The sequence below is a fragment of the Actinoplanes sp. NPDC049681 genome (assembly GCF_044465265.1).
Lineage (GTDB): Bacteria > Actinomycetota > Actinomycetes > Mycobacteriales > Micromonosporaceae > Actinoplanes.
In genome coordinates this window covers 196,482-221,809 of record NZ_JBITLP010000010.1, presented here as the reverse complement: position 1 = coordinate 221,809, position 25,328 = coordinate 196,482, and the positions used below count along the sequence as shown (strand labels likewise).

General features: G+C 70.3%; 25 protein-coding genes, 1 tRNA gene and 1 pseudogene. 15 read left to right on the top strand and 12 right to left on the bottom strand.

The genetic code is table 11. The annotated features are described in order from the left end of the window. Nucleotides 1–161 precede the first annotated feature (161 nt). The 3 genes from ACIBO8_RS33305 (at nt 162) to ACIBO8_RS33295 (ending at nt 4,868) form a co-directional block, all read left to right on the top strand. A tRNA-Thr gene (locus ACIBO8_RS33305) sits at nt 162–238 on the top strand. 514 nt (nt 239–752) lie between these two features. After that, entirely contained in the window at nt 753–4,100 is a 3,348-nt protein-coding gene (locus ACIBO8_RS33300) for an NACHT domain-containing protein (protein WP_396119403.1), read from the top strand. 150 nt (nt 4,101–4,250) lie between these two features. After that, on the top strand, nt 4,251–4,868 hold the full coding sequence (locus ACIBO8_RS33295; RefSeq protein ID WP_396119402.1) for a hypothetical protein: 618 nt from the start codon (nt 4,251–4,253) through the stop codon (nt 4,866–4,868). Between the two features lie 20 nt (nt 4,869–4,888). Here the strand turns inward: ACIBO8_RS33295 and ACIBO8_RS33290 are convergent, their stop codons facing one another. From ACIBO8_RS33290 to ACIBO8_RS33275, 4 genes and pseudogenes are all read right to left on the bottom strand, one after another. Then, nucleotides 4,889–5,413 (bottom strand): hemerythrin domain-containing protein, encoded by a 525-nt coding sequence (locus ACIBO8_RS33290; protein ID WP_396119401.1) that lies wholly within the window; start codon nt 5,411–5,413, stop codon nt 4,889–4,891. Nucleotides 5,414–5,543: 130 nt separating this feature from the next. Beyond that, a pseudogene (locus ACIBO8_RS33285) lies at nt 5,544–5,768 on the bottom strand (hypothetical protein); the annotation flags it as partial. Between the two features lie 363 nt (nt 5,769–6,131). After that, nucleotides 6,132–6,695 carry a type 1 glutamine amidotransferase domain-containing protein gene (locus tag ACIBO8_RS33280; protein WP_396119400.1) on the bottom strand — a complete coding sequence of 188 codons (564 nt, stop codon included), beginning with the start codon at nt 6,693–6,695 and terminating at the stop codon, nt 6,132–6,134. A gap of 13 nt (nt 6,696–6,708) precedes the next feature. Beyond that, a complete protein-coding gene (locus ACIBO8_RS33275; RefSeq protein WP_396119399.1) occupies nt 6,709–7,170 on the bottom strand; it encodes a DUF2231 domain-containing protein in 462 nt (153 codons plus the stop codon). An 81-nt stretch (nt 7,171–7,251) separates the two neighbouring features. On the opposite strand from ACIBO8_RS33275, the gene ACIBO8_RS33270 reads away from it, so the two are divergent. The 7 genes from ACIBO8_RS33270 (at nt 7,252) to ACIBO8_RS33240 (ending at nt 11,397) form a co-directional block, all read left to right on the top strand. After that, nucleotides 7,252–7,635 (top strand): DUF1304 domain-containing protein, encoded by a 384-nt coding sequence (locus ACIBO8_RS33270; protein WP_396119398.1) that lies wholly within the window; start codon nt 7,252–7,254, stop codon nt 7,633–7,635. 253 nt (nt 7,636–7,888) lie between these two features. After that, complete coding sequence (locus ACIBO8_RS33265; RefSeq protein WP_396119397.1) at nt 7,889–8,329, top strand: DUF6232 family protein; 441 nt, start codon at nt 7,889–7,891, stop codon at nt 8,327–8,329. Nucleotides 8,330–8,570: 241 nt separating this feature from the next. Further along, a complete protein-coding gene (locus tag ACIBO8_RS33260; RefSeq protein WP_396119396.1) occupies nt 8,571–9,014 on the top strand; it encodes a DUF6232 family protein in 444 nt (147 codons plus the stop codon). Nucleotides 9,015–9,228: 214 nt separating this feature from the next. Then, nucleotides 9,229–10,092, top strand: coding sequence for a helix-turn-helix domain-containing protein (locus tag ACIBO8_RS33255; protein WP_396119395.1), 864 nt, complete (start codon nt 9,229–9,231; stop codon nt 10,090–10,092). An 80-nt stretch (nt 10,093–10,172) separates the two neighbouring features. Further along, complete coding sequence (locus ACIBO8_RS33250; protein ID WP_396119394.1) at nt 10,173–10,370, top strand: DUF397 domain-containing protein; 198 nt, start codon at nt 10,173–10,175, stop codon at nt 10,368–10,370. A 208-nt stretch (nt 10,371–10,578) separates the two neighbouring features. Then, the gene (locus tag ACIBO8_RS33245; protein ID WP_396119393.1) at nt 10,579–10,779 is read left to right on the top strand and encodes a DUF397 domain-containing protein; all 201 of its coding nucleotides are present in this window, start codon (nt 10,579–10,581) and stop codon (nt 10,777–10,779) included. A gap of 42 nt (nt 10,780–10,821) precedes the next feature. Next, on the top strand, nt 10,822–11,397 hold the full coding sequence (locus ACIBO8_RS33240) for a DUF6226 family protein (protein ID WP_396119392.1): 576 nt from the start codon (nt 10,822–10,824) through the stop codon (nt 11,395–11,397). 10 nt (nt 11,398–11,407) lie between these two features. Here ACIBO8_RS33240 and ACIBO8_RS33235 read toward each other — a convergent pair whose 3' ends face one another. The 3 genes from ACIBO8_RS33235 to ACIBO8_RS33225 are packed head-to-tail and all read right to left on the bottom strand — an operon-like array spanning nt 11,408 to nt 13,760. Then, complete coding sequence (locus ACIBO8_RS33235; protein WP_396119391.1) at nt 11,408–12,619, bottom strand: MFS transporter; 1,212 nt, start codon at nt 12,617–12,619, stop codon at nt 11,408–11,410. Beyond that, complete coding sequence (locus ACIBO8_RS33230) at nt 12,616–13,197, bottom strand: TetR/AcrR family transcriptional regulator (RefSeq protein WP_396119390.1); 582 nt, start codon at nt 13,195–13,197, stop codon at nt 12,616–12,618. Before ACIBO8_RS33230 ends, ACIBO8_RS33235 begins: the two co-directional genes overlap by 4 nt. Continuing rightward, on the bottom strand, nt 13,194–13,760 hold the full coding sequence (locus ACIBO8_RS33225; RefSeq protein ID WP_396119389.1) for a sugar O-acetyltransferase: 567 nt from the start codon (nt 13,758–13,760) through the stop codon (nt 13,194–13,196). The genes ACIBO8_RS33230 and ACIBO8_RS33225 overlap by 4 nt, the downstream gene beginning before the upstream one ends. A 65-nt stretch (nt 13,761–13,825) precedes the next feature. Between ACIBO8_RS33225 and ACIBO8_RS33220 the strand changes: the two genes are divergently transcribed. Continuing rightward, nucleotides 13,826–14,962, top strand: a complete 1,137-nt coding sequence (locus ACIBO8_RS33220) for a geranylgeranyl reductase family protein (RefSeq protein WP_396119582.1) — start codon at nt 13,826–13,828, stop codon at nt 14,960–14,962. Here the strand turns inward: ACIBO8_RS33220 and ACIBO8_RS33215 are convergent. From ACIBO8_RS33215 to ACIBO8_RS33205, 3 genes are read right to left on the bottom strand one after another with little or no spacing between them, the layout of a single operon-like run. Then, nucleotides 14,930–16,216, bottom strand: coding sequence for an MFS transporter (locus tag ACIBO8_RS33215; RefSeq protein ID WP_396119388.1), 1,287 nt, complete (start codon nt 16,214–16,216; stop codon nt 14,930–14,932). The two genes, ACIBO8_RS33220 and ACIBO8_RS33215, sit on opposite strands and share 33 nt — an antisense overlap. A gap of 40 nt (nt 16,217–16,256) precedes the next feature. Further along, on the bottom strand, nt 16,257–16,745 hold the full coding sequence (locus ACIBO8_RS33210; RefSeq protein ID WP_396119386.1) for an NUDIX domain-containing protein: 489 nt from the start codon (nt 16,743–16,745) through the stop codon (nt 16,257–16,259). A gap of 13 nt (nt 16,746–16,758) precedes the next feature. After that, nucleotides 16,759–17,670: a Ku protein gene (locus ACIBO8_RS33205; RefSeq protein ID WP_396119385.1), complete on the bottom strand. Its 912-nt coding sequence runs from the start codon at nt 17,668–17,670 to the stop codon at nt 16,759–16,761. A 94-nt stretch (nt 17,671–17,764) separates the two neighbouring features. On the opposite strand from ACIBO8_RS33205, the gene ligD (ACIBO8_RS33200) reads away from it, so the two are divergent. From ligD (ACIBO8_RS33200) to ACIBO8_RS33185, 4 genes are read left to right on the top strand one after another with little or no spacing between them, the layout of a single operon-like run. Beyond that, entirely contained in the window at nt 17,765–18,718 is a 954-nt protein-coding gene (gene ligD, locus ACIBO8_RS33200; RefSeq protein ID WP_396119581.1) for a non-homologous end-joining DNA ligase, read from the top strand. Beyond that, nucleotides 18,708–19,613 carry a non-homologous end-joining DNA ligase gene (ligD, locus tag ACIBO8_RS33195; RefSeq protein ID WP_396119384.1) on the top strand — a complete coding sequence of 302 codons (906 nt, stop codon included), beginning with the start codon at nt 18,708–18,710 and terminating at the stop codon, nt 19,611–19,613. Before ligD (ACIBO8_RS33200) ends, ligD (ACIBO8_RS33195) begins: the two co-directional genes overlap by 11 nt. Before the next feature lie 40 nt (nt 19,614–19,653). After that, complete coding sequence (locus ACIBO8_RS33190) at nt 19,654–19,995, top strand: PadR family transcriptional regulator (protein WP_396119383.1); 342 nt, start codon at nt 19,654–19,656, stop codon at nt 19,993–19,995. Continuing rightward, the gene (locus tag ACIBO8_RS33185) at nt 19,992–21,002 is read left to right on the top strand and encodes an HAAS signaling domain-containing protein (protein ID WP_396119382.1); all 1,011 of its coding nucleotides are present in this window, start codon (nt 19,992–19,994) and stop codon (nt 21,000–21,002) included. The genes ACIBO8_RS33190 and ACIBO8_RS33185 overlap by 4 nt, the downstream gene beginning before the upstream one ends. A gap of 11 nt (nt 21,003–21,013) precedes the next feature. Here ACIBO8_RS33185 and ACIBO8_RS33180 read toward each other — a convergent pair whose 3' ends face one another. Further along, complete coding sequence (locus tag ACIBO8_RS33180) at nt 21,014–22,675, bottom strand: DNA repair helicase XPB (RefSeq protein WP_396119579.1); 1,662 nt, start codon at nt 22,673–22,675, stop codon at nt 21,014–21,016. Between the two features lie 164 nt (nt 22,676–22,839). Next, the gene (locus ACIBO8_RS33175) at nt 22,840–25,269 is read right to left on the bottom strand and encodes a helicase-associated domain-containing protein (protein WP_396119381.1); all 2,430 of its coding nucleotides are present in this window, start codon (nt 25,267–25,269) and stop codon (nt 22,840–22,842) included. Between the last annotated feature and the right edge of the window lie 59 nt (nt 25,270–25,328).

The window sequence follows — 25,328 nt, the reverse complement described above, 5'->3', positions numbered from 1 at the left end:
GGCCTCGGCGGACCGTGGACGGAGATGCCGGGCGGGGTCGTGATCGGTCACGAGTCGCAGACTAGCCCGGAGGTATGACAAGGATCGTCCGGTTACGGCGCGCCGCGACCCCCACCCGTGGCGGGAACCGGGTCCGGCATGCCGTACACTCAACTACCGTTGCCGCCTTAGCTCAGTCGGCTAGAGCGACGCACTCGTAATGCGTAGGTCGACGGTTCGATTCCGTCAGGCGGCTCCATGATGAGGCCCCGACCAGCGGGAACGCTGGCCGGGGCCTCGCTTTGTCGTGCGGCGTTAATCGCCCCGGAAACGCCATTGCGACCAGGATCGGCCCACCGGCGCCCTCCGGATTGGGTTGACCGGCACCGGGATGGCGATGCGCTCCGAGACAGCGACGTGGTGCCGAGTCACGCGGGGCTGGGGCCGCTGGGCGGTACGGCCGAGGTGCTCATCGAGGCGCTCAAGGCGTCCAGAAGCCTTCACCCGAATGAGATCCGCGCCGGATGGATTCCCGTCGTACCACCGAGTCACCCACCGCGACACCCTGAAGGTGAGCGGAGTGCACGCGTCGACCCATGCGGATCGGGTGTGCCCGGCAATTCGAAGGGATGGCTGATGTCTCCGTCACGGGGGAATGGACCGAGCTTGTCATGGCGGCGGACCGTGCCCGTCAGTAGCATGTCGCCTACCGATGGTCGCGGGTCTGGAGATGCGCCTCCGGCCAGACGGCGGTGCACGGAGGCGAGGCCGCGATGGCGCTGGCGGAGATGGGACTCACGGTTGGCCGCGAAACGGTAAAACTGGCTGTCAAATCTTGGACCGGGTTACGCGGTAAGCGTGTGGAGCGCAACTCCCAGCTGATCGATCTGCTCGTCGACAGCGTTCCGGACGCCGTGAAGCGCCGGCAGCTCGCCCGTCGCTTGGAGGACATCGTTGAGCATGTCGCCGTACGAATCCGCCCCTTCTACGATGTCGAGTTCCACGATCTACCGGAGAATGAGAAGCGTGCGGCCCTAATCGCCGCGACGGACACCCTCACCTCCGCCGACCTGTCAGACACCGCTCTCTTCGAAGCCCGGTTCGACTCGCGAGCCATCGCCCGGACCGTACGTGACCGACTCCCCATCATGGATGACCGGCAGTTCGGCGACCGGGCGGCCGCCATCCTGCAGCTGAGTGACGTGCCGGTCGGTCTGCCCTCGCTGGACTCGAACCAGCACACGGTTTCCGGGCTCAGCACTAAGGCGTTCCAGCTCTACCTGCGGGTCGTGGACGACGCGTGCCTGTCCGTCGTCAAGATCCTCCAGCAGCTGCCGGCCTTCGAACCCCGCGCCTTGAGCCATCTGATCAAGGACGTAGGCGAGGCCTCCGACGCGATCGAGGAGGTGCTCGAGCGGCTTCCCAGAACCACGCTCGATGCTCCGGGCGGCACCGAGGAGGACTGGAACTTCCGCGACCGCTACATCGACCACATCAGCGGGAAGCTCGACGGGCTGGAGATCTTCGGCGTCGACATCCGCCGCTATCGGCCGCACACCCGGGTCAGCGTCGCGTACCTAAGCTTGCGCGTCACCTCCGACACCCCTGAGCATGACTGGGGCCACAACGGGACGGCAATCGGCGTCGAAAGCGCGCTGGCGTTGGCGCCGCGTACCCTCGTGCGGGGCGAGGCCGGCTGCGGTAAGACGACGCTCCTACAGTGGATCGCTGTCAACGCTGCTCGTGGCACCTTCGTCGGTCCGCTGAGCGCATGGAACGACCACACCCCCGTGCTCGTGCGGTTACGCCGCTATGCCGAGGGAGACCTTCCCGTCGGCGATGCCATGCTCGGTGACGTAGCGCCCGTACTTCTGGACATCCAGCCGAAGGGCTGGGTGCACAGGCAGCTCAAGTCCGGGAAGGCGGTGTTGCTCGTCGACGGCGTGGACGAGCTGCCGCCGCGCCGGCGCAAGGCCGTTCGGGGCTGGCTGCAGGACATCCTGCGCGAATACCCGACCATTCCGATCGTCGTCACGACCCGGCCCGCGGCGGTGGACGCCGCATGGCTCACCGCGGAGAGTTTCGCGAGCGTCTCGATCGAGCCCATGACGGTTCGTGACATCGAAGTCTTCTGTGGACGGTGGCACGAGGCCATCCGCGATGCCACCCGCCGCGGCATGACGAATCTGCCCTGCGAGCCGGCCGATCTGGTGCACTACGAGCGTGCATTGCTCCGGCATCTCGACTCCCGCAACCATCTCAAGGCACTCGCCGCCAGTCCGCTGCTGTGCGCCATGCTGTGCGCGCTCAACCTGGACCGCCGGATGCATCTGCCGCCCGACCGTATGCAGCTGTACGAGGAGGCGCTGAAGCTCCTTGTCAACCGTCGCGATCTCGACCGTGACCTGCCCGCCGACACCGTGCTGACCGCGTTGAGCGTCCGTGCCAGGTTGGAGGTGTTGCAGCACCTGGCGTGGTCCGCAATGCTCGCGGGCAAGGCGGAATTCTCGTTGGACGACGCCCGCATCTTCGTGGCGAATGCCTTGCGCCGGATGCCGGACATCGACGTCGAGCCGGGCGTCGTGATGTCGCAGCTTCTCGAACGAAGCGGAGTCGTCCGGCAGCCCACGGTCGGCCAGGTCGACTTCATCCACCGCACCTTCCAGGAGTACCTGGCCGCCAAGCAGGCCACGGATGAGCATCTGATCGACATGCTGATCGCCCGGGCGGGTGAGGACCAGTGGCGGGAGACGATCGTGATGGCGGTTGGTCATGCCACTCCGCCCAACCGCGAACGGCTGCTCGTCGGAATCCTGCGCCTGGCCGAGACGCAGCCACGGCAGGCTCGCCGGTTGCATCTGCTGGCGGCCGCCTGCCTGGACACCGCGACGGTGGTCGCTCCCGAGGTCAGTAGCCAGATCGAGCACGAGATGACCCGTCTCTTCCCGCCCCGGAGCTCGAGTGAGAGCCGCATCGTCGCCTTGGTCGGTGAGCGTGGCCTGAGCTACGTCCCGCGCCTGCTGAGTTCCCATCCCGAGGAGACCGCTACGGCGTGCGTGGAGCTCGCCGGCTACATCGGCGGTGGTGCGGCTTTGGACCTGCTGGCCGGGTACGCGATCGACGAACGGCCGGCCGTGCAGCGTGCGATCATGCGGGCCTGGAAATACTTCGCCGGTGAGGATTTCGCACGGCGAGTGCTGAGCCGGGCCCACCTTGTCGACGGTGGTCTGATCATCGAAACGGCAGAGCAGCTCAACGATGCCGCGGTGATCGACCGGCTGATCCACCTCGAGATCGAGATGCTGAACGGCGCGCCGGTGAAGGACCTGGGGTTCCTCGACGCCGCGAGCAATCTCCGCACCCTGGCCGTCGAGACGTCACACGGGGTCGGCTTGACCTCACTCGGTAAGCACACCGGCCTGCGAAGGTTGGCAATCAAGGGCGCCGGCGTGGTGGACGGCTGGGAGGCGTTGGCGAACCTGACCGAGTTGACCTGGCTCGAGCTCGACGGCGCGCCGGCCGACTGCGTTCTGCGCCACGCCGGAAGCCTGGGGAATCTGAGGGTGCTGCGCCTCGTCCGCGCACATCAGGTGACCGACCTCGAGCCGCTGGCGCACATGCATCACCTCGCCGAACTCTCCCTCAAGGGCTGCGACCGACTGCACGACGTGTCGGCCCTGGCCAGGCTGCCGCGGCTGCGTCGCGTCGAGATCAACCACGCCTTTCTCCCCGGCGGCCTGTACGCCCTGCGCGACACGATCCCCCAGCTGGACACTTTGGTGCTGGGGAACGTGCCGACCATCAACTCCCTCGATCCGCTGCAAGGCAGTCGGTTGCGCCACTTGGAATTGGACGGCAGGCACCTGCGGGATCTCCGGCCGCTCGGTGCGATCGACAGCCTGGAGCATCTTGCTATCCGCGACAATGCCGCCGATCTGGACTGGTCTCCCCTACGTAAGCTCGGGAATCTCCGTGTGCTCGACGTCCGCGACTCCGCCATGATGATCGACGCGCGGCTGTTCCGCGATCGCGCGCGCCGTCTCGAGTTGATCGTGCGTCCGTCCCAGCACGTCGCCTACAGTGACGCCGTCGGCGAGAGCGTCAGGGTTCGCGTGCTGTGATCACGGCCTGAGGGTGACCCTTCGAACTCCGGCCTCGGTTCGACATTGCCTTACGGACGAAATGCCGGGCTCCTGCGGCATCACCGCGTACGCTGCGCACGCGCCATCTAACGGTTAGTAGGCGGCGGCTGATTCGTATCAGGAGTGGCGATGCAGCATCTGTACGCGCGGCGCCTCGTGGGCGCGCTGGGGGTAGCCGGGGTTCTCCTTGCCACCGCGGCCGGGCCGGCGCAGGCCGGGGGGATCAAGAACGGCGATCCGATCTCGGCGGCCTTTCCCGACATCGAGGTCCCCGTAGGTGGCACCGCCGTTGACCCGCTGGGACCGAGCCTCTGGTCCACCAAGGGTCCGATCAAACTCACGGGCGCGAAGGTCAGCTATCGCCTGAGTGGGGTCGCCGGGGTTCGGATCACCCCTGGCGACGGCGGTGGCGTGTGCGTCAAGCCGTCACCGGCCCGGGTGGTCTGCACCGATCCGCGGGTGCTCTCGTTCGAAGGGGAAACGATCGAGCTCTACCTGCCCGTGCTGGTGAAAGCTGCCAGGACCGCCAAGGCGGGGGACACCGGGACGGTGAGCATGACGTTCTCTGCCAAGGGAGTGGCGCCGATCACCGGCAGGAGCAAAGTCCGCGTCGTGGGCGGTCGTCGGAGCCTCGCCACCACCGGCGCGGGGGCTGGTCGGCTCGGTGGGATCGGCCTGCTGGTAATCGCCGCCGGTGTGGTGACCGTGCTGGCCGCCCGTCGCCGCCGCGCCCGCCCGGTCGTCTAGGACCCGAACGAGGACTGTCTCTATTCGAGTGCGTCGTCCGGAAAGGTATACCTCAGGAACGCCGGGGGATCGGTCCGCCAGCGCGGTATGTCCAAGGAGTCGAGAACGCTCCGCAGCTTCTTCTCCTCGTACCGGAAATGGGTTTCCATGATGGCGGTCATCGAGTCGAGCTCGGCGCGGAAGCGGGTGGCGTCCGCCGGGCTCGGCTCGTCCGGCAGCTCCTGCAGCAGCTTCTCGAGGTTGTGCATCGTCCACTCGATGCGGTTGTGGTCGGTGCGCAGCTGGACGATGAGCCCGTGCAGCTCCGGGAAGTGCGTGAGGATCTCGGGAAACGCCTCCTGGTCCTCGCCGGTGTGGTGCCGGCGCAGGCCGGCGCAGAAGGCGAGGCAGTGCGTCCGCAGGTCGCGGGGTGGCCCCCCACGGCCGGCGAAGTAGGCGTCGACGTTGTCGCGCAGGTCGGCCAGCTCGTCGCGCAACAAGATGTGCACTTCCATGAGCTGGTTGCCGAAGGCAAGCAGTCGGTCGTGCGGCTCGGGATCCGGCATGGTCCTCCTCGTCGAACGGCGGTGGGGGCCCGATGCGCCGGGCCCGCACCATGATGCCCAGCCGCCACCGCGACGGCGCCCGACTACTCGTGATCCGGATGACTTGAAACGGATCGAGGCAGGACGGGGATCAGGCAGGACCGGCTGTGACCGCGGGTACGCGATGAGCCCCGGCCGACCGGGCAGCCATGGCGGCCATGGCGTCGATCCGCTCGACGAAACGGTCGCCGTGTGCCGCGTACAGCGCGCGGATGACGGCTCCGGTGGAGCGGTCGTCGAACCGGTAGCCGCGCCGCCGAAGGTCGCACCGAAGCTCGTCGCGGTTGTAGATCTCGCCGTCGAAGACCGCGCTGGTCCGCGCGTCGAGCCCGTCCGACCGGGGTCGTGCCGCCGCCGTCGGCGGTCGTCAGGAGGTTGGTGCCGAGCCCCCAGTCGGGACCCCGGGTGAGGACCGCTCACCACCGGTGGCCGGCACGTCGTCGTCGGGGTGACCGCCAAGCACACGAGCGGTCCGCCGAACTTCGTCGAGACCGGCCACCTCTTCCCCGCGCCCGTACGCGACGACGAGCGCGCGGCGATGGAGGCGGCGGTGATCGCGTTGCTCGACGCGACCGGCTACCGCTTCGGCCCCGGACACACGGAGGTGATCCTCACCGCGGCCGGGGACCGGATACCCGTGCTCGTGCACCCGCACGCGTCGAGGGAGGTTCGGTGGTGCTCAGGCGTGCTGTTCCTGATGAGCGCCCTCGGCGATCTCTTCGAGGAGCTTGTCGCAGAACGCCGGCAGGTCGTCCGGCTTGCGGCTGGTGACGAGGCCCTGGTCGACGTAGACCTCCTCGTCGACCCAGGTCGCGCCGGCGTTGGCCAGGTCGGTGCGGAGGCTGGGCCAGCTGGTCAGGGTGCGGCCGTCGACCACTCCGGCCTCGATCAGCGTCCAGGGGCCGTGGCAGATGGCTGCCACCGGCTTGCCCGCCGTGAAGAAGTCGCGGACGAAGCGGACCGCGTCGGGGTCTGTGCGCAGGAAGTCGGGATTGGCTACGCCGCCCGGCAGAACAAGGGCGTCGTAGTGGTCGGCGTCGGCGTCCTTCACCTTCTTGTCGACCGGGTACGTGCCTGCCTTGTCCATGTGATTCACGGCCTGGATCTTGCCGTTCTTGAGGGAGACGAGGTCGGCTGAGCCGCCTGCCTCTTCGACGGCCTTGCGGGGCTGCGTGTACTCGACTTCTTCCACGCCGTCGGTCGCGAGGAAAGCGACACGCTTGCCTTTGATCGAGGTGGGCATGATCGGTCTCCTTTCAGTACGTGCGGTTCCCGGCCTGGGCGCGGGCAAACGTGGCGGCCCGGCGGTTGACGAGCTCGCCGCCGTACCAGGCGCCGAAGACCGCGCCGGCGAGGGCGAGGAGTTCGACGGCGAGGAGGCCGCCGCCCGCCACCCGGTCGGGGGTGCGCATGCGCAGCATGAGGATGACCGCGAAGAGGATCAGGACGCCCATGTTGGCGAGGCCCTGCAGGACGCCGACGCGCTTCGCCGGGGTGCCGTTGCGGACGAACATGAGGTCGACCGCCCCGGCCAGGGCGGCCAGGATGCCGCCGATCAGGCCGGCGAGGATGTTCCAGTACGCGAGGGCGCCGAGGATGTCCGGTCCGCCGAGCAGATTGCCGACGTCGAAGAGGACGGCCATCGCGAAGAGCCCCAGCGGGAACATCACCAGGACGGGCTGGACCGCCTGGCCGGCGATCTTGAGTCGGCTCTCCATGCTGGTCTTCACCCTCCTTGAGCTGCTTTTTGTCCGGTTCTCGGTTGGCCTACCCGGTCGTTGTGCCGGTGAAACGCGTCGATGGGCGAGTTGATCGCCAGGGTGAGCCGCATGAAGCCGGTCGCGCAGATCCTGGTGGGCCTGGTGGCCCTGATCCACGTCTACATTCTCGTGCTCGAGATGGTTCTCTGGCGGACGGACCGGGTGCGTGCCGTTTTCGGTACCACTGCCGAGTTCGCCGCGGAGAGTGCGCCACTGGCTGCGAACCAGGGTCTGTACAACGGCTTCCTCGCGGCGGGATTGGTGTACGGCCTCATCGCGGACGACCTCGCCTTCATCGTTTTCTTCCTGTGCTGCGTCATCGTCGCCGGAATTTTTGGCGCCGTAACGGCCAACCGCAGGATCCTGTTCGTGCAGGTCCTCCCTGGTGCCGTGGCTCTCGCGGCGGTGCTGGCGGCGCGCTGAGACGCGTACTTGGCTCGTACGCAATCTGCGATATGGCAGGTTGATGTGTGGCGGAGAGCCGGGTGGCGTGCTGTACTGAGGTCAGGCAAGACGAGTGGAGCTGAGGCGAACGGGCAACGGCACCCGGCGGCAACCGGGTGCCGTTGTTGCCTCTGAAGCTCTGCGGCACACGAGCGAGGCGGGGAATTCTCTCTGCGCCAATGGTGGCTCGCCTTTCCTCTCCTCGCAAGGAGTCGGAAGGGGGGAGTTCGTCATGCGCATCTATTACCGTGGGCCCGACGCGACGGTGACCAGCGAGCATTTCGTCCACCGTACGCCCACCACGACGAAGGCCTTTCTGGTGCGGGACCTGCGGAACGTGGGAATCGCCAGTGTGGACGGCGCGGGCCTACCGACGGCCCTGCCGCTGGGTGGCGGCGCGGTCGCTCTGGTGGCGGCGTGGCCATTGTGGAAGCTGTCGCCGCTCTTGGCGATCGGTGTCGTGGGCCTGGCGGGCTTCGGGATGGCGGCGGCCGCGCTGCTGCGGCGGAGCCGCCCGAGGACGTGGTTGCTCCAGGCGATCTACCGAGGTCAAACGGTCGATCTGTACGGGTCGGCCGACGCGCGCATCTTCAACCAGGTCAGTCGCGCGTTGCGGCGGGCCATCGAGGACGCCCGGCCGCCCTCCTCCTGGGACGACTCCGCCGCCGCCTGAGACTGCTTGTTCGCAATCTGCGAGGTGGCATGTTGAGAGGTAGCGCTCAGGATGGTGGCCATGCTGTACTCATCGCAGGCAGTCAGGGCGGACAGAGTGAGGGGAGACGACATCACGGCACCCGGCGGCAACCGGGTGCCGTGCTTGCCTCTCGTGCATTCTCCGGCCCGTTCGAGCGAGACGGGAATTCTCTCCGCAACGCCCTTTCCCTCTCGCGGAAGAGCATGGAAGGGAGTTCGCAATGCGTACCTACTACCGTGGCCCCGACGCACGCGTGACCGACCAGCACTTCATCCGTCGTACGCCCTCGGTGGAGGCCGTCTTCGCCGTTCGTGACCTCCGCAACGTCGTACGGGTGCAGGGTGCTCCCGCCCCCGACGGCATGGGCGGACTGCTCGCCGCGGGCGCCGGGATGGTGGCTCTGACGGCGGCGAGCTGGTCGCTGATCGGCCCGGCTGCCGGTTATGCGGTGGCCGGCGTGGCGGTCATCGTCGCCGTGGTGATGGTGGCGGCGAGACGCCGTAGCGACCGGTGGTGGCACGTACGGGCCACGTACCGGGGTGCGGAGATCATTCTGTACTCCTCGGCCGACCAGCAGATGTTCAACCAGGTGGCCCGGGCTCTCATGCGAGCCATCGAGGATTCGGGTTCGGTTCCCGAGGTGCGCCGTCTCGCGACCGCCTAGGAATCACCGAGAGTTTCGGGTCTGTGACTTGTCTCTTTTCGGAAACACTCGGCCCCGCCTGTCCGGTTCTGATAGGACAGTGGGTAGGCTGATGCGCGACCTCGCTGGGTGCCGTCTGGCAACCAGCGAGGTAGCACTTTGATGCGGTATGACACTGAATCGACGTTGAGGACTCATGGCTGAGGGTGACTCGCCCACGGTTGCACGCAGACGCGTGCGTCTCGTGCTGCGCGAGGCGCGGGAGGCCGCCGGCTACACCCAGCTCGACGTCGCGGAACAGATGGAATGGAGCCTGAGCAAGGTCATCCGGATCGAGAACGGCGACGTCACCATCGCGCCCAACGATCTGCGACCGCTGCTCAACTACCTCAACGTCAAGGACCGTGCGCAGGTCGCCGATCTCCTTGCCACCGCGAAGATCGCCCGTACGCGGCAACGCCAGGCCTGGTACCAGAAGCCTGAGTTCCGCGAGTACCTCACCGACGGACTCCGCCGGCTCATCGAATATGAGACCGAGGCGACGTCGATGCACAGCTACTCGTTGTTCCACATTCCGGCCCTGCTGCAGATCCCGTCGTACTCCAAGGCACTCATCGAGAAGTGGCGTGACGAGATCTCCGAGGAACAGCGCCACTTCCGGCTCGAGGCCCGCAGGATCCGGCGGGAAGCGGTGCTCCAGCGCATCGGTTCCCTGCGGATGACCGCGCTCCTGGACGAGTCGGTGTTCATGCGCGCGGAGGGTGGTCCCGGCATCTTCGCGGACCAGCTGGAAGAAATCCTCCGCCTCGAGGAACAGCGGCTGGTGTCGATCCGGATGTTCCCCTTCTCCGCGGACGCCGCGCTCTCCTACAACGCCGGGTTCGACATCCTCTTCCTCGGCAGCGAGGAGGAGGAGTCGGACGCCGGCGACAAGGTGAACGCCGTCATGTACCGCGAGACCGGGACGACGGACGAGATCGTCGAGGACAAGGCTGTGACCACGCGGCACTTCGCTCGGTACCGGAAGCTCTGGGAAGCGGCACTAAATGAAGATGAAACCGTCGATTTCGTGAGGAAACGCATCAGAGAGCTGCGCTGACGGCGAAAAAAATCTAGCAACTTTCCAGAGGCCGAAAGGTTAATCGACTCGACAGCTGTTTTCATCCGGAAGGTTCAACGGTGAATCCCACTCAGACCGCTCAGTGGCGTAAGAGCAGCCGCTGCAGCACCAACGCTTGCGTCGAGGTCGCCCAGTTCCCGGACCGCGTCATGGTCCGTGACTCCAAGGACCTCACCGCGGCGCCGCTCACCTTCACCCGGGGTGAGTGGACCGCCTTCGTACTCGGCGTCAAGGCGAACGAGTTCGGAGGCGAATGACGTCACTGGCTTGCGTGCGGCCAGGCGTCGTGCGCAACTCAGTGGGATTCACGCGACCGTCCGCGACCCGCATGACGGGACTAACGGAGCTTTTCGCCCCTTAGTCGGCGAAAGGCCCCTCCTGCCATGCTTTCACTCATCTTTCCTCCTGTAGCCGCGAGCGCGAGTCTCGTACCGTGGGTCGGGAAACCGTCACGGAGGAGCAAGCATGACCAAGAGGACGGACAACTCAGTCGTGTGGCGTAGGGCCGGCCGGTGCTCGACGGGCGCATGCGTGGAGGTCGCCAAGGTCGGGGACGAGTTCTGGGTCCGCGACAGCAAGAACCCGGCGGTGGAACCGCTCCGATTCTCCGGGGCCGAATGGGCGGCCTTCGTCGAGGGAGTGGGCTCCGGCGACTTCAGCTTCTGAGATCCCGTCCTCGGCTCGGGCCGGGCGCGGCATACTGCCCAGGTGGGCGACGGGAGGGGACGGCCGGATCACCGCGCCGTCCGGGCCGGTGAGCGTGGGCGGTTCCAGGTGCTCCACGACGCCGCGGAGCGGCTGCTCGACGAGCTGACCGAGCGATACGTCGTGGACCGGCGCGAGGTCAAGGAAGCGGTCGGCCCGCAGCCCGACGCCGAGATCGTCCGTACCGTACGGCTGGTGCCCAGATATCCCGGGGCGGGACCGTTCGCGATCACCTTCACCGACTTCCCGGGGATCGTGCTCCGCCTCGGACGGTGGTTCGTCGAGGCGATGCCGGACTGCGGCTGCGACGACTGCACCGAGGACCCGGACGAGCTGGTGGCCGACCTTCGCGCGCTGTCCGCGGCGCATGTCGAGGGCGGCCTCTGGGAACGCGTACGCCGGGGCATGACCGGCTCGTGGAGCGAGACGCGCCTGATCGGCCCCGGGCTCCGGGCGAGTCGTCAGATCCCGCTGGACAGCCGGGAGGCCCGGGACGCGCGGCGGGAAGGTTTCGCCGCGGCGGTGCAGTGGGCGCCCTGGCCGCTGCGCGCGCCCGAGGATGGGGATCGCGACTCGTAGTCTTGAGGGCTCACCGCGCGGCCGGGAGCGGGCGGATCGCGCCGGCGACGGCGGTGGCGAGCGCGAGCAGGGCAGCCACCGCCGTCAGCGCCTTGAGGACCGTGACGTGGTCGCCGAGGAAGCCGACAAGTGGCGGTCCGCCGAGGAAGGCGCAGTAGCCGATCGAGGCGACGACGCTCACCCGGGGTGCCGCGCGGGACGGGTCGTCCGCTGCCGCGCTCATGCCCACCGGAAAGCCCAGGGAGGCGCCGAGGCCCCACAGCAGCGCTCCCGCGAAGGCTGTCGCGGTCGTCGGGCCGAAGACGAAGATCGCCAGGCCGAGGAAGCTGAGGGCGGCCAGGACGCGTACGACGGGGACGCGGCCGTAGCGGTCGAGGAACGCCGGCCCGAACCAGCGGCCCACGGTCATGGCGGTCAGGAAGAGGGCGAAGCCGAGCGTGCCGGTGGTGGCGGCCGTGCCGTAGCCGTCGATCAGGGCGACGCTGATCCAGTCGATCCCGGCGCCCTCGGCGAAGGCGAACGCCAGGACGAAGAGGCCGATGAGGAGGGTGCGTGGCTCCCGCCAGGTGGCGAACGTCCCGGCGACGGTGTGCTCCTCCGCGACGGCGTGCTCCGCTGCCGGCGGCTCGGCGTTGTCGGGGACGAAGTTGCGGACCGACACGATGACGGCGACGGCCACGAGCGCGGCCGAGACGATCAGGTGGGCGGTCACGGGGATGTGCGCCGCGACCGCTCCCGCTCCGGCGAGGGCGCCGGCGACCGTACCGACGCTGTAGCCGGCGTGGAAGCGGGGCATGATGGCGCGTCCCAGGCGGCGCTCCACGACGGCGCCCTGCACGTTCATGGCCACGTCCCAGGCGCCGTTGGCGAAGCCGAAGAGGAACAGGCCCGCGAGCACAGGGGGTACGCCGTACGGGTAGCCGAGGCCGACGACCGCGAGCGCAACGGCAAGGACGGCGGCCATGGCGGTGACGGTGCGCCGGGAGCCGAGTCGCGCGACGATCTGGCCGGCGAGCACCAGCGACACGATCGAGCCGGTGGCGATCGCGAGGAGGACGAGTCCGAGCCGCGACGGTGTGAGGCTCAGGCCGTCGCGTACCTGGGGGATGCGGGTGGCCCATGACGCCATGGCGACGCCGGCGCCGATGAAGGCGATGTAGACCGCGCGCGTGGCGGCCCGCACGTCGGTGCCGGGCGTGGCGGTGGACATGGGGGTGGTCACGAGTGGCTCCCGGCGGTGGCGGCATCGGCCAGGCGGGCGATGATGTCGTGGGTTTCGGCGCGCGTCGCGCCCGACGTGGTGGCCAGGACCTTGTGCATCACCAGGCCCTCGATGAGGGCGTCGACGCCGCGGGCCGTGGTCGGGTCGATGAAGCGTTCGAGCACCGACCGGCTGGCTCGCATCCACGACTCCGTCACCTGGCGCAGCGCCGGGTCGCGCAGCGCGGCGAGGTAGAGCTCGTACGCCACGGCCCAATCGCGGGAGTCGGCGTCCGCGTCGCTGTGGATGAGATCGGTGACGGCGTCGACGAAGTCCTCGGGGGTGCGTACCTCGGCGAAGGCCGCGGCGTAGGAGACCGACATGCGTTCCGCGTGCCGGCGGAAGGCCTGCGTGAGCAGGTCGTTCAGGCCGTCGAAGTGATATGTCAGCGACCCCAGGGGTACGTCCGCAGCCGCCGCGATGCGGCGGTGGGTGGTTCCGGCGACGCCGTGCTCGGCGATGATGTCGACGGTCACGTCGATGATGCGGGACCTGCGGTCGGGGTCGTGACGGCGCGCGGACCGGGCGGAGGCGGTCACGGCTCGACCTCGCGGATGATGCGGGCGGGGTTGCCGACGGCCACCACGTTGGCCGGGAGGTCGCGGGTGACGACCGCGCCGGCGCCGACCACCGTGTTCTCGCCGATGGTGACCCCGGGAAGGACGATCGCGCCGCCGCCGAGCCAGACGTTGTCGCCGATCGTGATGGGGCGGGCCGCCTCCCACTTGTCCCGGCGGGGGCGGGCGGCGACCGGGTGGGTGGGGGTGAGCAGCTGCACGTTCGGGCCCATCTGCACGTCGTCGCCGATGGTGATGCGAGCGACGTCCAGACATATGAGGCCGAAGTTGGCGAACGTACGGGCGCCGATGAAGGTCTGGTAGCCGTAATCGCACCGGAATGGGGGCCTGATCTCGCTGTCCGTGCCGAACCCCCCGAGGAGCTCCGTGAGCACGGCTCGGCGACCGGCCACGTCGGTGGGGTCCATGGTGTTGAGGCGGTGGCTCAGGGTGGTTGCCCGCTCCATGTCGCGGAACAGTTCCGGGTCGTCGGCGATGTAGAGCTCGCCGGCCAGCATCCGGTCGCGCATAGTCGGCTCCGTCATGTGTACAAGCGTACATATGTTGTGTACGTCTGTACACAACAACGCCTGGATAGACTCCGGTCGTGGTGGCGGAGTGGGACGTGGCCGTGGTCGGCGGAGGTCCGGGCGGCCTGGCGGCGGCCTGTGCGGCGGCGTCGGCCGGGGCGAGAACGATCGTGCTGGAACGCGCGGAACACCCGCGCTACAAGACCTGTGGCGGCGGGCTGATCGGCACCTCGCTGGAGATAGCGGGCCCCCGGATCTCCGTACCGGCGCGGGACACGGTGGACGCGATCACCTTCACCGACCGGGGGAGGCGCGCGTTCACCCGCCGGAGCGCGCATCGCCCGCTGCTCACCATGGTGCGTCGCGACGACTTCGACTTCGCCTGGTACGGGACCGCCGTCGCCGCCGGCGCGCACGTCCGCCAGAACGCCCAGGTCCGCGCGGTCGACCAGGACGCCGGCGAGGCGCGGGTGACCCTGGCCGACGGAGAGGTGATCACCACGCGGACGGTGATCGGCGCGGACGGCTCCGCTGCGGTGACCTCACGGTACGTCGGCGTCACGTTCGACCAGCAGGATCTCGGGCTGGAGGTCGAGCTCGCCGCGACGCCGGAGGACCGCGCCGCCTATCGGGGGCGGGTGCTGCTCGACTGGGGGCCCGTACCCGGGTCGTACGGCTGGGTCTTCCCCAAGGACGACGAGCTGACCGTCGGCGTGATCATGGCCAAGGGCCGGGGCGCCGACACGAAGCAATACCTCTCGGACTTCCTGCGGCAGCTCGGACTCACCGACCGCAAGGTGGTCCGCGACTCCGGCCATCTGACCCGCTGCCGCAGCGCGGACGCGCCGGTACGCCGCGGGCGGGTGCTCGTCGTCGGCGACGCGGCGGGCCTGGTCGAGCCGTGGACGCGGGAGGGCATCAGCTACGCGCTGCGCTCCGGTTCCTGGGCAGGGGAGGTGGCCGCCCGGGCCCGCACTCCGGAGGATCTCGCCGAGTACGAGCGGCTGGTGGAGGCGCGTCTCGCCCCGGAGATGGCGGCGGGGCGCCGGCTGCTGGGCGTGTTCTCCCGGTATCCCGGGCTGATGCACACGGCGATGCGGATGCCGCTGGGCTGGCGGGCGTTCCAGGCGTTCTGCCGCGGCGAGCTGTCGATGGCCGAGGTGCTGCAGCGCAAGCCGATCCGGCTAACCGTCTCCCTTGTCGGCGGCCGCGCCTGAGAAGGAGCGGGATGCCCAGGCCTCGTCCTCGGCCTTCTTGCGTGCCATGCCGTCCTTGCCGTCGTACCGGACGAACCTCGGCAGGCTGAGCGCCAGTGCGGCCGTACCGATGATGCAGAGTGCGCCGCCCACCCAGATCGAGCCGCCCACCCCCAGGCGGGTGCGGGCCATCAGGCCCGAGCGCAGCTGCCCGAGCAGCGGGCCGGTGGTGTAGGAGAGCATCTCGATGCCGGCGAGGCGGCCGCGGAGGTGGTCGGGGATGGTCTGGCTCCAGATGATCGAGCGGAAGATGCCCGACACCATGTCCGCCGCACCGGCGAAGGCCAGGCAGCAGAGCGTCAGCCAGAGCGTTTCCGACAGGCCCACGCCGACGATGCCGACGCCCCACAGGGCCGCCGCGACGATCACCATCAGGCCGTGGCGGTGGACGCGGCCGGTCCAGCCGGAGCTGAGGGTCGCCAGGAGGGAACCGACCGCCGGGGCCGCGTAGAGCAGGCCCAGGATCCGCGGGCCGCCGAGCTGGGTGGCGAGGAACGGGTAGAGGGCCTGGGGCATGCCGAAGAACATGGCGTTGATGTCGACCAGGTACGTGCCGAGCAGCTCGGGGCGGCTGCGGGCGTAGCGCAGGCCGGTGACCACGGACCGCAGCGACGGGCGGTCGGCGTCCGGTGGCGGCGGCACCGCCTTCACCAGGGTCAGGCAGGTCACCGAGACGGCGAAGGTGAGCAGGTCGAACGCGTACACCAGGGACAGGTCGACCGACGCGATGAGGACGCCGGCCAGCGCGGGGCCGCCGAGCTGCGCGATCTGCATGCCCAGCGAATTGAGGGCCATGGTCGCCGGCAGCTCCTCCGGCTGCACCAGCCGCGGGATCATCGCCTCGAGCGCCGGGCGTTGCAGGCCGTCGACCGTGGCCGTCAGGGCGGCGATCACGAACAGCAGCCACAGGTGCGGCTCGGCGGACAGCGCGTTGAGCAGCAGCACCCCGCAGAGTGCCGCGAGCGCCAGTTCGCCGCCGCGCACCAGCAGACGGCGGTCCAGGAAGTCGGCGAGGGCGCCCCCGACGAACGCCATGACCAGCAGCGGTACGAGCTCACACACGCCGAGCAGCCCGACCATCAACGGGTCGTCGGTCAGCGCCGCCACCTGGTACGGGATGGTGACGTACGTGATGAACGACCCGAAGCCGGAGACCGCCCCGCCGGCGAAGACGAGGCGGAAGTCGCGGGAGGTGCGCAGCGGGGTGAGGTCCATCGAGCGTCGATCCTGCCCCGGCCCGCCGCCGGGCGCGACGCTATTTCAGGACCATGCGGCCCGTGCTCTCGAACGTCGCGAGGTCGGCCAGGGTCTCCTCGATGATCCGGGACCGGGGGCCGGGCAGCGCGTCCAGCGGGAAGAAGCCGGCGTCCACCGACTCGTCCGTCACCTTCTGCAGTTCGCCCTCCCACTCGTGGATCCGGAACGACATCAGGATCTGCTGGTAGGTGTGCCCCCACTCGTTGGTATACGTGTACGCGCTGTAGAACGCGAACGGCGTCAGTGAGGTGGCCCGCAGGCCGGTCTCCTCCCAGACCTCGCGGATCGCGCAGTCCTGCATGCTCTCGCCGAGTTCCATCGCGCCGGCCGGAATGGCCCAGCGCCGGTTGTCGGAGCGCTGGATCAGCAGCAGCCGCCCCTGCTCGTCGAGGATCACGCCGCGCGCGCCCACGAACAGCAGGGTGTCGGCGTCCCCGACGCTCGTGCGAACCCGACCCAGATAAGACTCAGCCCACGTCAATCCCACGCGGACCAGTTAATCAGGCGGTTTTCTTCGTCGCCTTCTTCGCCGGCGTTGCCTTCTTCGCGGAAGCCGTCTTCTTCGCAGGCGTCGCCTTCTTCTTGGGCATCGGCGTCGCCTCGACGGCGCGCGCCTGGTCCTCCGGCTTCTCGCCGCGGGCCTTCTTCGCCCGCTCGACGGAGGCCTTCAGCGCGGCCATGAGATCGACGGCGGCCGCCGGAGCCTCCTCGGCCTCTTCGGGCGCGACGATCTCGCGGCCCTCCACCTTGGCGTCGATGACCTCCTGCAACGCCGCCCGGTAGTTGTCGGTGAACTCCTCGGGCTTGAAGCTGCCGGCCATCGAGTCGATCAGCGACGACGCCATCGCCAGCTCGGCGGGGCGGGTCTCGATGTCGTCGTCCAGGAAGCCGAAGTCGGGGGTGCGTACCTCGTCCGGCCACAGCATGGTGTTGAGCACCAGGACGTCGTCGTGAACCCGCAGGGTGGCGAGCTGCTCGCGCTGACGCAGAGCGATCTTGACGATCGCGACCCGGTCGGCCTCGGTCAGGGCGTCGCGCAGCAACACGTACGGCTTGGCGGCCTGGCCCTCGGGCTCGAGGTAGTACGCCTTGGCGAACAGCAGCGGATCGATCTGGTCGGCCGGCACGAACTGCAGCACGTCGATCGCCCGGGACGTGGTGAGCGGCAGCTCGGCGAAGTCCTCGTCGGTGAGGATGACCATCTCGCCGCCGCCGATGTCGTACCCCTTGGCGATGTCGTCGTAGCTGACCACCTCGCCGTCGATCGAACAGGTGCGCTGGTACTTGATCCGGCCGCCGTCGGTGCGGTGCACCTGGTGGAACCGGATGTCCTTCTCCTCGGTGGCCGAGTACAGCTTGACAGCGATCGACACCAGGCCGAACGAGACCGCGCCCTTCCAGATCGCCCGCATTGTCGCCTCCTACCCCCCGTGAGCAGCCGCTCGATCAAGGATTGCATCACCGAGACGCCTGCGTAAGGTGTTCGTGCCTGCCTATGGTGATCAGGTGCCGGGTGCGCCGTTGTCTCCCATGCTCGCGACGGCGGGGCCGCTCCCGCTCGGCGCGGGCTGGAGCTATGAGTTCAAGTGGGACGGCGTCCGGGTCCTCTCCTCGTTCTCCGGCGGTGCGCCGCGGCTGTGGGCCCGTTCGGGCACCTCCGTGAGCCTCGCCTATCCGGAGATCGCCCCGCTCGCTTTGCCGCCCGATTCACTCCTCGACGGCGAGATGGTGGTCCTCGACGCGGCCGGACGGCCGTCCTTCACCTCGCTCGCCGAGCGCATGCACGTCCGGGATCCCGGCAAGGCGGCGCGCTTGGCGGTCACGTTGCCGGTCACGTACATGATCTTCGACCTTCTTCGGTACGGGGGTGAGTCGCTGCTCGACCTCCCGTACGAGCAGCGGCGCGCCCGCCTCGAGGAGCTCGACCTGGGCCCGGGCCCGTGGATGGTGCCGCCGGCTTTCACGGACGGGCCGGCCACCGCCGCGGCCGCGCGCGAGAACAGCCTCGAGGGCGTCGTCGCCAAGCGCCTGGACACGCCGTACGTGCCGGGCCTGCGCTCGCCCGACTGGATCAAGGTGAAGTTCGACCGGACCGGCGACTACGTGATCGGCGGGTGGCGGTCCGGGGCCCGGCGTCTCGGCGGCCTGCTGGTCGGCCTGCCGGGACCGGGCGGCCGGCTGCGCTTCCGGGGCCGGGTCGGCGGCGGGATCGGCGGGGCGGCGGAACGCGAGCTGCTGTCCGTGCTGGCGCCGCTCGCCACCCGGGAGTCCCCGTTCGCGGCGGGGGCGGTGCCCAGGGAGGATGCGCGCGGCGCCCACTGGGTAAGCCCGGACCTGGTGGTCGAGGTGCGCTACGGCAACCGTACGCCGGACGGCCGGTTGCGGTTCCCGCGCTTCCTGCGGCTGCGCCCGGACAAGACGCCGGACGAGTGCGTGGAGGAGGACGACGATGGCGGGTGAGCGCTTCGCCGTCCAGATCGAGGGCCGCGACCTCGAACTGTCGAACCTGGACAAGCTGATGTACCCGGCCGCCGGCTTCACCAAGGGTGAAGTGATCGACTATTACACGCGCATGGCTCCGGTGCTGCTGCCGCACCTGCGCGACCGCGCGCTCACCCGGATCCGCTATCCCAACGGTGTCCAGGGCGCCCACTTCTTCGAGAAGAACGCTCCGGGCGGAACCCCTTCATGGGTACGCCTGGAGACGCTGCCCGTACCGGGGTCCACCAAGTCCCGGGAGACCATCGACTTCGTGGTCGTCGACGAGCTGGCCACCCTCGTGTGGGTCGCGAACCTGGCGTCGCTCGAGCTGCACACCCCGCAGTGGCGGATCGGCGAGCACCCGGACCTGATGGTGGTGGACCTCGACCCAGGTGCGCCCGCCGGGCTCCAGGAGTGCTGCGCGGTGGCGATGCTCATGCGTGATCGGCTGGCCGCGGACGGGCTGAGCGCGTACCCGAAGACGTCGGGCAAGAAGGGCATGCAACTGTGCGTGCCGATCTCCGGCACCCAGGACTCCGAGACGGTCTCGGGATACGCCAAGAAGGTGGCCGAGGAGTTGTCCGCGCAGGTGCCGGGCTCGATCACGGCGAAGATGGCCAAGGCGATCCGGCCCGGCAAGGTGTTCATCGACTGGAGTCAGAACGCCGCCGCGAAGACGACGGTGGCGCCGTACTCGCTGCGGGCCCAGGAGGCGCCGACCGCCTCCACGCCGCTCACCTGGGACGAGGTGGCCGCGATGGCGCTCGGGGACGAGCCCGCGCGGCAGTTCGGCGCCGCGGAGGTACTCGAGCGCGTCGATACGCACGGTGATCTGCTCGAGGATCTGCTGGAGCCCGGCCCGGCGCTGCCGTGACTTCTTGAGGTACCTTGCGACGCAAGGTACCGTGTGCCGCATGGCAGACGTGGCGCAGCTCTCGACCGGCCTCCGGCGCGGGACCCTCGAGTTCTGCGTGCTGGCCATGGTCGAGCACGAGGACCGGTACGGCACCGAGATCGTGCGGCGCTTCGGCGACGAGGTGAACCTCGCCGCCTCGGAAGGCACGATCTACCCGTTGCTGTCCCGGTTGCGCCGGGTCGGCTGGCTGGACAGCAAGTGGAGCGAGTCGCCGTCGGGCCCACCCCGGCGCTACTACGCCCTCACCGACAGCGGCCGGGCGGCGCTGGAGCACTTCCGCACGGAATGGGTTTCGTTTCGACAGACCGTCGACCGTCTCGTAGGGACCGGTGGGGAATGAGCAGCGACAGAATCGACGACGTCGTCGCCGAGTACCTGACGGAGATCGAGCAACGCCTGCACGGCCTGCCGGTCCTCCAGCGCCGCGAGCTGCTGGGCGACCTCGAGGCGCACATCGTCAACGAGCGCGCCGAGCGCGGGGTGTCCTCGGAGACCGAACTGCTCGCCGTGCTGGAACGGCTCGGCAGCCCGGAGGTCGTGGCCGCGGCGGCGTACGAGGAGGCCGGGCTGCCGCAACCGGCCGACCCGGTCGACCGGGTCTTCGCCGGGACGGTGACCTTCTCGTCGTCGCGCTTCACCGGACGGGCCGAGCGGACCGCGCCGGTGGACACGTCGGAGGTGGCCGCGATGGTGGCTGCCGCGGGTGCGCCGACCGCCGGTCTCCCGGCCTCGGCGCCTCCGGTTCCGGCCGCGGCCCCGGGCCTCGCGGCTTCGGCCCCGGGCCTCACGGCGGCGGCTTCAGCCGCGGGCCTCGCCGCTGCGGGCGCGGCTCCGGCATCGGCCGCACCGGCTTGGGTGCCGCCGTCGGCGCCCGCGCCGCAGGCTTATGTGCCGCCGGCGCCCGCGGCGGTGATTCCGCCGCCGGACGATCTGCGGCGGACCCGGCCGGGACCGTTCCCGCCGAGCGGGCCGGGTTTCCGCCCACCGACGAGCGCGCCACCGCCGTTCGTGGGCGGACCGCCGATGGCCCCGCCGCCGCTGCCCCGCCGGCCCGGGACCGGCGGCGGTTCGTGGGCGCGGGCGCTGATCGCCGGGGCGGTCGCCCTCGCGTTCGTGGTGTTCCTGGGCTGCCTCGGCGGCGCATTCCTGGTCAGCAGGGACGGCGGCCCCGCTTCGGAGCCCGCCGTGGTCGTGCCCGCGCCGGTGTCCTCGGAGTTCCCGCCCGACCCGCCCGCTGTCCCCGATGAGCAGGCCACCGAGGCAACGCAGCAGGCCCCCGAGCCGACTGATGCGCCCACCGGGCGGCCCACCGCGCCCACCAGGCCGACAGCGGTCGCGACGGAGTAGGCGCCGGCGGGTCAGTCGATCTGGGGGAGCGGCGGGCCGAGCACGTCGTCCGCGTCGACAATCGTGTACGCGTACCCCTGCTCCGCGAGGAACCGCTGCCGGTGCGCCGCGTACTCGGTGTCGATCGTGTCCCGGGACACCACGGTGTAGAAGTGGGCCTGGCGCCCGTCCGCCTTCGGCCGCAGCACCCGGCCCAGCCGCTGCGCCTCCTCCTGGCGGGAACCGAACGTGCCGGACACCTGGATCGCCACCGCCGCCTCGGGCAGGTCGATGCTGAAGTTGCCCACCTTGGAGATGACCAGCGTGCGGAGCTTGCCCGCGCGGAACTCGTCGAAGAGCCGTTCCCGCTCCTTGTTGGTGGTCGAGCCCTGCACGATCGGGGCGTCGAGATACTCGCCCAGCTCGTGCAGCTGGTCGATGTAGCCGCCGATGACCAGGGTCTGCTCGCCCGCGTGCTTCTCCACCAGGGCGCGGACCACGGGCAGCTTCGTACGGGCGGTGGCCGCGACCCGGTAGCGCTCCTCGGCGTCGGTCACCGCGTACGCCATGCGCTCGGCGTCCGTCAGCGTGACCCGGACCTCGGTGCACTCGGCCGGGGCGATCCAGCCCTGCGCCTCGATGTCCTTCCAGGGCGCGTCGTAGCGCTTCGGGCCGATGAGCGAGAAGACGTCGCCCTCGCGGCCGTCCTCGCGGACCAGGGTCGCGGTGAGGCCCAGGCGGCGGCGGGCCTGCAGGTCTGCCGTGAAGCGGAAGATCGGCGCGGGCAGCAGGTGCACCTCGTCGTAGATGACCAGGCCCCAGTCGCGGGCGCCGAAGAGGTCGAGGTGGGTGAAGGCGCCGCCGCGGCGGGAGGTGAGCACCTGGTACGTCGCGATGGTGACCGGGCGGATCTCCTTGCGCTCGCCGGAATACTCGCCGATCTCCTCCTCGGTGAGCGACGTGCGGGCGACGAGCTCGCGCTTCCACTGCCGGCCCGCGACCGTGTTGGTCACCAGGATCAGCGTCGTCGCCTTGGCCGTGGCCATCGCGGCGGCACCGACCAGCGTCTTGCCGGCGCCGCACGGCAGCACCACCACGCCGGAGCCACCGGCCCAGAAGCCCTCCACCGCCTCCTGCTGGTACGACCGCAGCGTCCACCCGTCCTGCGCCAACTCGATCTCGTGCGCCTCGCCGTCCACGTACCCGGCCAGGTCCTCGGCCGGCCAGCCCAGCTTGAGCAGCGCCTGCTTGAGGCGGCCGCGTTCGGAGGGGTGCACGACGATCGTCTCGTCATCGATGCGGGCGCCGAGCATGCCGGCGAGCTTCTTGCTCTTCGCCACCTCCACCAGCACGATCTTGTCCAGCCCGCGCAGGACGAGCCCGTGCGTCGGGTCGTTGACGAGCTGGAGGCGGCCGTACCGATCCATGGTGTCGGCGACATCGACCAGCAGCGCGTGCGGCACCGGGTAGCGGGAGAACTTGATCAGGGAGTCGACGACGCCTTCGGCGTCGTGACCGGCGGCCCGGGCGTTCCACAGGCCCAGCGGGGTCAACCTGTAGGTGTGGACGTGCTCGGGCGAGCGCTCCAGCTCGGCGAAGGGTGCGATGGCCATCCGGCAGGCCTGGGCGTCGGGGTGGTCGACCTCCAGCAACAGGGTCTTGTCGGACTGCACGATCAGGGGTCCGCCGCTCACCAGGGTGCCCTTCCACGAACGAGAGAAGACCCTCCAGTCTGACACGGCCGGGCGGAAACCTTGACCGGTCGTGCAACCCTGCTGCACAGGTAGGCGTTTATCGATAAAGGACACGGCGGCGGATCGCGCGCAGCGGGGGAAACGGGGGCGCGCGGTCCCGGCCGTCACTCCTCCAGCACGGCCGCGGTCACCCGGTGCAGGGCGAACGTGTGCAGCGTCTCCGTTCGTTCGTCCTCGGCGCGCAGGTAGCCGGCGCTCAGGGAGACCGCGCGTACCAGCCGGGACAGCGTCGCGCCGTGCGCGTCCACGTACCCGACCCAGACCCGGGCCTTGTCCCGGACCGCCTGCTGCAGCACCGCCATCGCCTGCGTGTGCGCCTGCACCGAGGTGAGGCCGGGAACACTCTGCCCGTTCGCGGCCCGCACGGTGACCGGCGCGCGGCGGGCCGCCCGGGTGGCGATGTCGCCGCGGCGGATCTGCTCGACCACCCCCGCCAGGCGGGGGCCGGTCAGCAGCGGTCCGGCGGGCTCGGCGATCCGGGCCGAGACAGGGGTACGGCTGGCAGCCCGGCGGACCTTGGGCCGCGACAACACGGCAGCACCCGCGGCATCCTCGGCGACCGGGGCGAAACCGGCCTCCCGCAGCGCACCGAGCAACCGGGTCAGCTGCAGCGGGCTGACCAGCACCGTCGGGGCGAGCCGGCGCAGCGAGGCGGTGCTCAGCCGCTTGTCCGCGAGCACCTCGGCGATCAGCGCCTCGTCGTCGCTGCGGACGTACGAGCCGGCCGAGCCGCCGCGCAGGCCGCCGTGCTTGCGGGCGGCGTCGTCGATCAGGTACGTGAGCGCCTGCGGGATGGGGGTACGGGACCGGCGCTGGAAGAGGGCGTGCAGGTCGGTGGCCGCGTACCCGACGTCGAGGGCGCGGCGCACGCTCGCCGCGGTGACCCGGTGGACGCTGGCGCCGCCCGCCGACTCCAGCTCGGCGATCACCTCGAGCTCCGCCGCCAGCTCCGGCTCGGGCGGGCCCGGCACCACCACGGACAGGTCGGCCTGCACCAGCACGTGGTCGACCGGCGCGGGCAGGAGGGCGTCGAGGGCCCGGACCGCCTCGGACGCACCCGGCAACCGCTCGCCGCCCGGCCCGGCGCCCAGCGGGTCGGCCTCGGCCCGGTCGTCGCCGGACTCCAGCAGCCGGCCGTACGAGGTGAGCGCCCCCCGCCCGGTCAGGCCCAGGGTCGCCGCGCCGGCGAGGGCGTCCCGGTGCGTCTGCTCCCGGCCCCGCGCCCGGCGTGGTGCCTGCCAGGCGAGCAGGGCGAGCACGTCGCCGGCCTCGGGCGCGGTGCCCGGCGCCAGCTCGGCGAGCGCGGCCAGCACCTCCCGGCGGGCCTGCGGCGCGCCCGCCCGCTCGGCGTCCGGGGAGAGGGCGTTGATCGGCTTGTCCCGGTCGTCGCGCTGCCCGACCAGCCCCGGCTGGCGGGTCATCACCAGCCACCCGGTGGCCAGCGCCCACCAGCGCTGGGCGACGCTCAGCGCCCGCCAGAGGTCGTACGCGCCGGTGGGGAGGAAGATCTCGTCGGCTGTGCCGGTCGCCCGGCTGGTGGTCACGCCGCGGCCGGTGCCGGCCGCGTCGGACTCGCCGAGCAGGCCGGCGGCATACGCCACCTCGAGCAGCAGGGCGGCGACCGGTTCGTCCACACCGGCGGCGCGGGCGAGGCGCTTGAGATCCCGTACGCCCAGACCACCGGTCTTGAGCACCGGGGCCGGCTCGGCGCTCAGCGCCTCCAGCAGCGCCTCCGTGGTGCGTACGGCCTCCATGACCTGGCCGGCGCCCGCCGAGTCGACGGACTTGACGTCCCGGACCGGGCCCTGCGGCGACGGCGGGAACGGGCGCAGCTCGCCCAGCGGGCCGGACTCGCGGCGCAGCAGCAGCCCGACCTCGCGGGGCAGCTCGACCAGCTCGCCGTCGGGCCGGGGCGCCCGGCCGGCCTCGGTGACCGGCACCAGGATGTGATGGTCGATCAGCCACTGCACCGGCTCGGCGACCGTGCCGCCCGAGCTGAGGGCGCCGACCGGGGGGCCCGCCGCGAGGCGGTCAAGCACGGCGCGGGCGCCCGGGGGCGCGGCCATGACCGTACGCCGAAGCTTGGCCCGATCCGCGCAGAGAGCCGCCGCCTGTGCGTCCAGGTAGTCGGCGGGGCGGCCCAGGCCGGCCGGGTACGGCGAGGTCACCTCGTCGACCGCGCCGACCACCTGCAGCGCCTCCTCCGGCCCGTGCAGCAGGAAGCGGGCCCGCAGCCGGCCGATGGCCACCCCCACGTCGTCGGGCGAGACCCCGGAGGCGAGCGCCACGATGGCGGTGACCGAGGTCAGGGCGGTCTCCTCGCCCCGGCTGAGCCGCGCCGCGTCCAGCACGGCGAGCGTGAACTCGTCGAGCGCGTCCAGGCAGCGGGCCACCGAGCCGCGGGACTGGGCGCGTACGGCGAGGGCGGAGATGTCGGCCGGTACGGGCACGACAAGATCGGGACGCAACTGGATGAGCGCGCCCAGGGCGTCGTCGGACAGTGACCGGAGCTGGTCGGCGAATGCGGTGGCCATCGTCATCAACGCTAACCGCCGTGGGACGATTGGCGGGGGCCCGGGGCGTGGCCGGGCCG

Bases quoted from the DNA above. Each gene is read 5' to 3' on its own strand.
- ACIBO8_RS33275 (WP_396119399.1), bottom strand. From the start codon at position 7,170: ATGGAGAGCCGACTCAAGATCGCCGGCCAGGCGGTCCAGCCCGTCCTG.
- ACIBO8_RS33290 (WP_396119401.1), bottom strand. From the start codon at position 5,413: ATGCCGGATCCCGAGCCGCACGACCGACTGCTTGCCTTCGGCAACCAG.
- ACIBO8_RS33225 (WP_396119389.1), bottom strand. From the start codon at position 13,760: ATGACGGAGCCGACTATGCGCGACCGGATGCTGGCCGGCGAGCTCTAC.
- ACIBO8_RS33215 (WP_396119388.1), bottom strand. From the start codon at position 16,216: ATGGACCTCACCCCGCTGCGCACCTCCCGCGACTTCCGCCTCGTCTTC.
- ACIBO8_RS33175 (WP_396119381.1), bottom strand. From the start codon at position 25,269: ATGGCCACCGCATTCGCCGACCAGCTCCGGTCACTGTCCGACGACGCC.
- ACIBO8_RS33295 (WP_396119402.1), top strand. From the start codon at position 4,251: ATGCAGCATCTGTACGCGCGGCGCCTCGTGGGCGCGCTGGGGGTAGCC.
- ACIBO8_RS33265 (WP_396119397.1), top strand. From the start codon at position 7,889: ATGCGCATCTATTACCGTGGGCCCGACGCGACGGTGACCAGCGAGCAT.
- ACIBO8_RS33205 (WP_396119385.1), bottom strand. From the start codon at position 17,670: ATGCGGGCGATCTGGAAGGGCGCGGTCTCGTTCGGCCTGGTGTCGATC.
- ligD (WP_396119384.1), top strand. From the start codon at position 18,708: ATGGCGGGTGAGCGCTTCGCCGTCCAGATCGAGGGCCGCGACCTCGAA.
- ACIBO8_RS33300 (WP_396119403.1), top strand. From the start codon at position 753: ATGGCGCTGGCGGAGATGGGACTCACGGTTGGCCGCGAAACGGTAAAA.
- ACIBO8_RS33190 (WP_396119383.1), top strand. From the start codon at position 19,654: ATGGCAGACGTGGCGCAGCTCTCGACCGGCCTCCGGCGCGGGACCCTC.
- ACIBO8_RS33260 (WP_396119396.1), top strand. From the start codon at position 8,571: ATGCGTACCTACTACCGTGGCCCCGACGCACGCGTGACCGACCAGCAC.
- ACIBO8_RS33280 (WP_396119400.1), bottom strand. From the start codon at position 6,695: ATGCCCACCTCGATCAAAGGCAAGCGTGTCGCTTTCCTCGCGACCGAC.
- ACIBO8_RS33185 (WP_396119382.1), top strand. From the start codon at position 19,992: ATGAGCAGCGACAGAATCGACGACGTCGTCGCCGAGTACCTGACGGAG.
- ACIBO8_RS33245 (WP_396119393.1), top strand. From the start codon at position 10,579: ATGACCAAGAGGACGGACAACTCAGTCGTGTGGCGTAGGGCCGGCCGG.
- ACIBO8_RS33270 (WP_396119398.1), top strand. From the start codon at position 7,252: ATGGGCGAGTTGATCGCCAGGGTGAGCCGCATGAAGCCGGTCGCGCAG.